The sequence below is a fragment of the Kitasatospora sp. NPDC058444 genome, from assembly GCF_042721415.1.
GTDB lineage: Bacteria > Actinomycetota > Actinomycetes > Streptomycetales > Streptomycetaceae > Kitasatospora.
In genome coordinates, this window is sequence record NZ_JBHXLL010000019.1 from 149,792 (window position 1) to 155,968 (window position 6,177).

The following is a 6,177-nucleotide window of genomic DNA, read 5'->3' on the forward strand; positions in this document are numbered from 1 at the left end:
CGCGCGCCGCCCGACGCCCCGGCCCGGATGTCCACCGTGCACCCGTGTGGAGGTACCGCCATGTCCAAGCGCCGTCTCGCCGTCCCCGGAGCCGCCGTCGCCGCTCTGGCCCTCGCCGCCCTGCTCCTCCCGGCCACCGCCGCCCACGCCGCCCCGCCCGCCGACTCGTGCACCCAGAACTGGAGCGTCAACTCCGGCGAGGGCTACGCGAACGGCAAGACCTGCAACAACCACACCAAGCTCGTCGGCACCGTGCACGACACCAAGGCGGACGGCCGCTGTCCCTACGTGCGCGGCAACCTCTCCGGCGGCGGCTACGTCGACAGCGACTGGGCCGGGGGCAAGGGCAAGTCCCGCGCCATCACCCTGTACGCCCCCGCGCGCACCCACTTCACCAGCATCACCATGCGCTACATCGGCTGCTGACCCGGCCGCCGCGCCGCACCCCGCCGGGAAACGCGCCGGGCCGGAAAGCGTTTCGGCCCCCTCCGGGTTCGGAGGGGGCCGACGGCCGATGGGAAGGGCGTCCTGCCGGACGGAACCGGCAGGACGCCTTCACACCTCGGGATCAACGGAGTCGTGTCACAGGCTCACGAGCTGCATGCGGCTGCACACCACGAACCCCTGGTGCGTGCCGTCGGACAACAGCAGTGTCCGGTAGAGCTCGCGGTCCTCCTCCGAGATGTCCGCGAATTCGTCGATATCGGGGACCCCACCGACCTCGGACACGTACAGCGCGTCGAAAGTCCGTCGGAGCTTCATCGCCAAGACGTTCTTGAACTCCAGCTCCAGGACCGGCTTCGTGTCGTCCTCCCAGGTTCGCAGCACCAGGCAGCGGTGCGACACCGAGTAGGACCAGGGGCGGAAGGCCCTCTCGGTCCGCAGGGGCAGGTCGTTGAGTCCCGCCAAAAACGTCGTTCCACTGCTCATGCGAAGGGCTCGTCTCAGTCGAAGGGGCTTGTCGTCTCTTCACCGTTCAGATACCACTTCACGCGATCCCGTACCTCCTTCGGCGCAGCCTTGATCATTGCCAGCTCCCAGCCTGTGAAGGGCTTCACGGGATTCGCCATCCCTTCCTGTGCCGCGGCCCACTCCCGTGCCTTCTCCTTCCCGATGCCGTCGAGGTTGAAGAAGATGTCGGTCTTCTTTCCCGGGGTGAGCGCGTCGCGGACGGTCTGCTTCCAGTCCGTGCCGTCGGGGAAGGTCATGTACGACTTCGCTTTGACGTCCTTGGCGAACTTGCCCAGCAGGTCAGCGCCCGTCTCGCTCTCGGAGAGACCGAGGGCGAGACGCTTCGGGCAGTAGTTCGTCGCGTTGTGGACCAGGACCGGGAGGTCGCCCGCCAGCACGTAGTACGTGTGGAGGTCGGCGACGGTGAGGTTGTAGGCGGGCTGGAGGGTGTTCCAGTGCCGGACGTCCTCAACGCGCCGGGGCTGTCCGGCGGGGTCGCGCAGTTCGTCGCCGGGCTTGAGGTCGGCGGCGTCCGTCCACTGCTTCCGGTTCTCGGCCCAGAAGGGGTGGTGGTCGGTACTGGTCAGGGACTGCCCGGCGCCCAGGGAGACGTCGGTGAAGTCGCGGTCGTCCGGGGTGTAGATGGTGTCCGCCACCCGACGGGGACCGGTGAGTCCGGTGGTGGGATCGGTGGCGAGGACGTCGTCGCCGATCCTGACGGTCTCGATGGCACGGGTGGATCCGTCGGCCATCAGGACGCGGGTGCCGGCCGGGAAGCTGTTCAGCGGGCAGACCGGCGGAACGCGGGTGACGAGCTTCTGGATGAACTCGACGGCCTTCTCACCCCAGGAGCCGAACTTCTTGGCCCACTGGGCGAGCTTGGCGACGGCGGCGCCGTCGCCGATGAAGGGGATCGCGCCGATGCAGGAGGTGAGCGCCTCGGTGGTGCGGCCCTCGACCGCGTAGTAGGCGCAGTTGACGAGGTCCGCGATGTCGGCGAGGCCGGGGGCGATGACGCCGCCCGCGCCGCCGATGACGTCGAGGGTGAGGTGGATGCTCTCGGAGAAGAGGTGGTAGAGGTAGCTGACGTTCTCGCTGTCCTCCTTCGCCTTCTTGATCTCGTCCTCGAGCGCCGCGATCGCGTCCTGCTTCTCCTTCTCGGCCGCAGCCTGCTGCTCGGCCTCCTTGCGCTCCGCCTCGAGCTTGGCGAGCCGGGCCTTCTCCTCGGCCTCCCGCCGCGTCTCGTAGGTCGCGTGGGCGCTGTCGGCGGAGGCCTGGGCGGCCGTCGCGTCCTGACCGGCCGCCTCGGCGGAGCTGCGGGCGGCGCTTGCGGACTCATTGGCTTCGGCCGCCGCCCAGCGCGCCTGCCGGGCCGACTGTTCGGCCCGGTTGGCGGAGTAGACGGCCTTGGCGGCGTCGCGGTTGGCGGAGGCCTTGGCGGCGTTGGCGCTCTTCGCCGAGGCGGCTGCCTTGGTGGCGGAGGCCTGGGCGGCGTCGGCGGCGGCCTGGGCCTTGGCGACCTGGTCGGCGGCGGTGTTGGCCGAGGCCTGGGCCTGGGCCGCGTAGCCGTTGGCCTCGGCGGCGGCGTCGCGGGCGATGGCGGCGGCGGCCTGGGCCGTGGCCGCGTTCTTCTGCGCGGTGGCGGCGGCGGCGGTGGCCTCGGCGATCAGGCCCTTGACGTCGGCGACGTGGACGGCGGTGAGCCGGTCCTTCTGCTGGGCGGTGTACTGGCCCTGGGCGACGAAGGTGCGCAGGTCCTGGACGGGGCCTTCGAGGGCGATCCGGGCCGCGGCCTTGAGCTCGGGTTCGGTGTCCTGGGCGTCCTCCAGTCGGGTGGCGGTCAGCCGGTCGTCGGCGGCCTGCGCGTCGGCCAGTCCCTTGCCGAGGAAGTCCCGCAGCGCGGCGGGGGTGTTGACCCGGAGCGCGGCGTCGGCCGCGGCCTTGACGGCGGGGCCGGCGGTGTCGCTCAGGCGGGTGATCGTGAGCCGGTTCTCCGGCGCGGCGGCATCGAACTGACCGCTGGTCAGGAAGGCGTCGACCTGGCCTGTGCTGCCCTGCAGCGCGGTGTAGGCGGCGGTGCGGACCGCGTCGCTCTCCGAGTCCCCGTAGATCTTGGTGGCGCGGTCGCGCGCGTCGTGCTCCTCGGCCTGCTTGCGGCCGCCCTTCACGTAGGAGAACACCGCGGCGTCGTTGCCGGTGAGAGCCGCGTCGGCTGCCGCCGATCCCCAAGTGCTCGACATCTTGCGGGAGATGAGGGCGAGCTTGCGGCCGTCGGTGGCGACCTGTGCCGGCGTGGTGCCGGGCTGGTTGGCCAGCAGGGCCAGGCGGTCGGCCTCGGCCTTCGCCTGTTGGACGTCCTGGGCCGCCTGGTCGGTCTGCGCCTGCTTGTCCGCCTGGTCGGCCTTGGCCTTGCGGGCCTTCTCCACGGCTGCTGCGGTGCGGTTGGCCAGGTCTTCGGCCTCGGTGCGACGGGTCAGGTCCTGGACGGCGTTGGCCTTGTCGACCGCGGTCTGGGCGTCCGTGGCGAAGCCGGAGGCGGCGTTCGCGTGGTCGGTCGACTCCTGCGCGGCGTTCGCGCTGGCGCCGGCGTGGTCGGCGGCGTCCCGGGCGGCCTGCGCCGCCGCGGCGGCGTGGGAGGCCGCGGACGCCAGCAGCGTCTTGGCGGCCTCGGCCTGAGTGGCGGCCTCGCCGGCCAGCTGCTGCGACGCCGCGGCGGCACGGCCGGCCTCGGCGGCCGAGCGACGCGTCGCCGCGGCGGCCTGCTTGGCCTTCGCCGACTGACCGCCCGCGCTGTCCGCGTAGGCGCCGGCCTGCTCGGCCGAACCCGCCGCGGAATCGGCGTTGCCCTTGGCACTGAGTGCGGCACCCGCCGCGTCCTTGCTCCGGGCCGCGGCCTCGTTGGCCTTCACCAGCGTGGCGTTCGCATCGGCGGCGATCTTGGCCGCGGCGTCGGCGGCGTCCGCCGCCACCCGCGCCTCGTGCGCCTTGGTCGCGTCACCGGCCGCCGCAGCGGCAGCCGTCCGCGCGTTCGCCGCGGCCCGCTGGGCACCGGCCGCGGCCGCCGCGGCGTTCGACGCCGCGACGGCGGCGGCCCGCGCCGAGGCGTTGGCCGCACGGGCGGCGGTCATCGCCGTCTGCGCCGCCGCACCCGCGCGCTCGGCCGCACTCGCTGCCCTGTTCGCCGCCTCCGTGGCCTTGGCCGTGTCGGCTCCGGCCTGCTGCGTCTCGATCGCCGCCCGCGCGGCATCCGCCTTGGCCAGCTCCGAGTTGTGGACCGCCTGGTCCTTGGCCTCGATCGCTGCGGCCGTCTCCTGGGCCGCCTGCGCGCTCGCGTCCTTCGCCTGCTGCGCCAGCTGCGCGATGCTCGCGCGCTCCTGGTCACGGCTCTGCGCGATGTACTGGCCGGTCGCGAGGAAGTCCCGCACGTCCTGGATCGACCCGTTCAGCGCGATGCGTGCCGCCGCCTGGACGTTGGGTCCACCGGAGCTCAGGATCTGGACCAGCTTGACCCGGTCGTCGCCGTCCTTCGCGGTGAACTGGGTCTCCGTCAGGAACTTCTGCAGATCGTCACTGGTGTTGGCGCGCAGTGCGGCATCGCCCGCGGCCCGCAGACTGCGGCCGGCGCCCATCGCGGGGTCGGTGATCCGGGTGATCCACAGCCGCCGGTCGGCGTCGAGGGCGTCCTGCCAGCCGCTGTCGAGGAAGGTGCGCAGCTCGTCGGCGGTGCCGTCGATGGCCTTGTCGGCGGCCTCGCGGACCTTCGGCCCGCCGACGCTGGAGATCTGGGTGGCGGCGAGCAGGTCGTCCGCGTGCTGGGCTCCGGCGAGTTCGTTGTCGACGAACCGCTTCACGTCCTGCTCGGAGCCCGCGAGCGCGGCCTCGGCCAGGGCATGGGTGCGGGGACCGCTGTTGAGCCATGCCTTCAGTGTCCGCTCGCGGTCGCTCGGCTGGGTCTGCCCGGGGAGCGGCTCGACGGCGGCGGCGCTCGGGACGCCGGCCCCGACCAGTCCGGCCGTGAGGGCCAGTGGCAGCAGGCCCAGGGAGAGCCTGCCCAGCAGCGGCGGCCCTCCCCTCCCTCGCCGTCGTGAACGGGATATCGATTGGCGCACGGGAAAACCTCCACTGTCGACATCGGCCGATTCCCGGCCGCAGCGGAGCCACGATAAGTGACACTCCAACAGAACGCCCACGAAGTCAAACGGTCCAGTCGTCCACTGGGCGTCAAAGTGCCTCAGTGGACTCATAATTCGGCAAAGGTGTCGCACCGTCAGTATGTGATCAAATGCCCTCCAAACCGTGACAACCTACCCGCCTGAGCTGCCAAAAGGGTCTTGGCGCGACCTCAGTTGATCTGGTTCGATGGGGCGGTTTCCGCCGGTGGTCAAGGGGAGGGCCGAAGCGGCTTTCAAGGCTTGCTTACAGCATTCATGACGCATCGTCGTGTCATGCCGGTTCTCCTGCCATCCGGGCTCTTCGCCCCATTCCGGCAATCTGTCGACCAGGTCAACACCGAACGAACGAAGAGGATTAGCAATGGCAAAGCGCATGTCCCGCTGGCTCGTTGGCGGCGCCGTCGCCGCGGCCGCCACGCTCGGCGTCTCCGCGATCGCCTCCGCCGACGGCACCCCCGCGGACAACTCCGCCGCGCCGGTGGCCGTCGAGGACTTCATCCACCCCGGCCCGGCCCCGTACCCGAACGTGAAGCTGCTGCGCGGCGACGGCCACATCGTGCTGTCCGACTGCACCAAGGACGACCAGATCAGCGTGCTCAGCTGGGACCTGCCCAACAGCAGCGGCAACCAGATCTGCTTCCGCGCCACCGGCAGCACCGGCTACCTCGCCGTCGAGGTCCCGAACGTGTTCCGGATCCGCACCGACGACTACGCGCTCAACGCCAAGCTCACCAGCGACGGCGCCTCCCAGAGCCTCGACATCGCCAAGGGCACCGCCGTCCCCGTCGGGATCGGCTCCGGCAACGGCACCGGCAAGCCCACCACCCTGCTCGAACTGCGCGTCACCGGCTGACCCCACCCCGCCCCGCTCCCCGCTCACCTTCCCGATGGAGCCCCAGGTGACCCACAACCCCCTGCGCACCACCACCGCACGCCGGTGGCTGGCCACCGCCGCGGCGACCGCCGCGGTCCTCGGCGGAGCCACCGCCATCGCCTCCGCCGACACCACCCCCGCGGACAACTCCGCCGCACCGCCGGCCGTCGAGGACTTCAC

4 protein-coding genes are annotated in these 6,177 nt (G+C 71.7%); 2 read left to right on the forward strand and 2 right to left on the reverse strand.

What is annotated here, in order from left to right; genetic code table 11:
* Positions 1-60: 60 nt before the first annotated feature.
* On the forward strand, positions 61-426 hold the full coding sequence (locus tag ACFWP2_RS21330) for a hypothetical protein (RefSeq protein ID WP_380453615.1): 366 nt from the start codon (positions 61-63) through the stop codon (positions 424-426).
* Positions 427-582: 156 nt separating this feature from the next.
* Here ACFWP2_RS21330 and ACFWP2_RS21335 read toward each other — a convergent pair whose 3' ends face one another.
* Together ACFWP2_RS21335 and ACFWP2_RS21340 are read right to left on the reverse strand one after the other, a co-directional pair.
* On the reverse strand, positions 583-930 hold the full coding sequence (locus ACFWP2_RS21335) for a hypothetical protein (RefSeq protein WP_380453618.1): 348 nt from the start codon (positions 928-930) through the stop codon (positions 583-585).
* A gap of 14 nt (positions 931-944) precedes the next feature.
* Entirely contained in the window at positions 945-5,060 is a 4,116-nt protein-coding gene (locus ACFWP2_RS21340) for a polymorphic toxin-type HINT domain-containing protein (RefSeq protein WP_380453620.1), read from the reverse strand.
* A 424-nt stretch (positions 5,061-5,484) separates the two neighbouring features.
* Between ACFWP2_RS21340 and ACFWP2_RS21345 the strand changes: the two genes are divergently transcribed.
* Positions 5,485-5,976, forward strand: a complete 492-nt coding sequence (locus ACFWP2_RS21345; RefSeq protein ID WP_380453622.1) for a hypothetical protein — start codon at positions 5,485-5,487, stop codon at positions 5,974-5,976.
* The last annotated feature ends 201 nt before the right edge of the window (positions 5,977-6,177 follow it).